Source organism: Novilysobacter selenitireducens, assembly GCF_020026895.1.
GTDB classification, from domain to species: Bacteria; Pseudomonadota; Gammaproteobacteria; order Xanthomonadales; family Xanthomonadaceae; genus Lysobacter_C; species Lysobacter_C selenitireducens.
Genome location: NZ_JAINZW010000017.1, coordinates 1 through 330, shown reverse-complemented (window position 1 = coordinate 330; position 330 = coordinate 1). Strand labels below are relative to the sequence as shown.

The window sequence follows — 330 nt, the reverse complement described above, 5'->3', positions numbered from 1 at the left end:
CGATCGGTCACGTTGACCACGGCAAGACGACGCTGACGGCGGCGCTGACGAAGGTGGGCGCGGAGCGTTTCGGCGGCGAGTTCAAGGATTACTCGGCGATCGACGCGGCGCCGGAAGAGAAGGCGCGCGGCATCACGATCTCGACCGCGCACGTCGAGTACGAATCCCCGACGCGCCACTACGCGCACGTGGATTGCCCGGGCCACGCCGACTACGTCAAGAACATGATCACCGGTGCCGCCCAGATGGACGGCGCGATCCTGGTGTGCTCGGCCGCTGACGGCCCGATGCCGCAGACGCGCGAGCACATCCTGCTGGCCCGCCAGGTGG

1 protein-coding gene is annotated in these 330 nt (G+C 68.5%); it reads left to right on the top strand.

Features of this window, described 5'->3' with window-relative positions:
* Positions 1 to 2: 2 nt before the first annotated feature.
* A partial coding sequence (locus tag K6753_RS14425) for a GTP-binding protein (RefSeq protein WP_319936677.1) occupies positions 3 to 330 on the top strand: 328 nt, incomplete at its 3' end.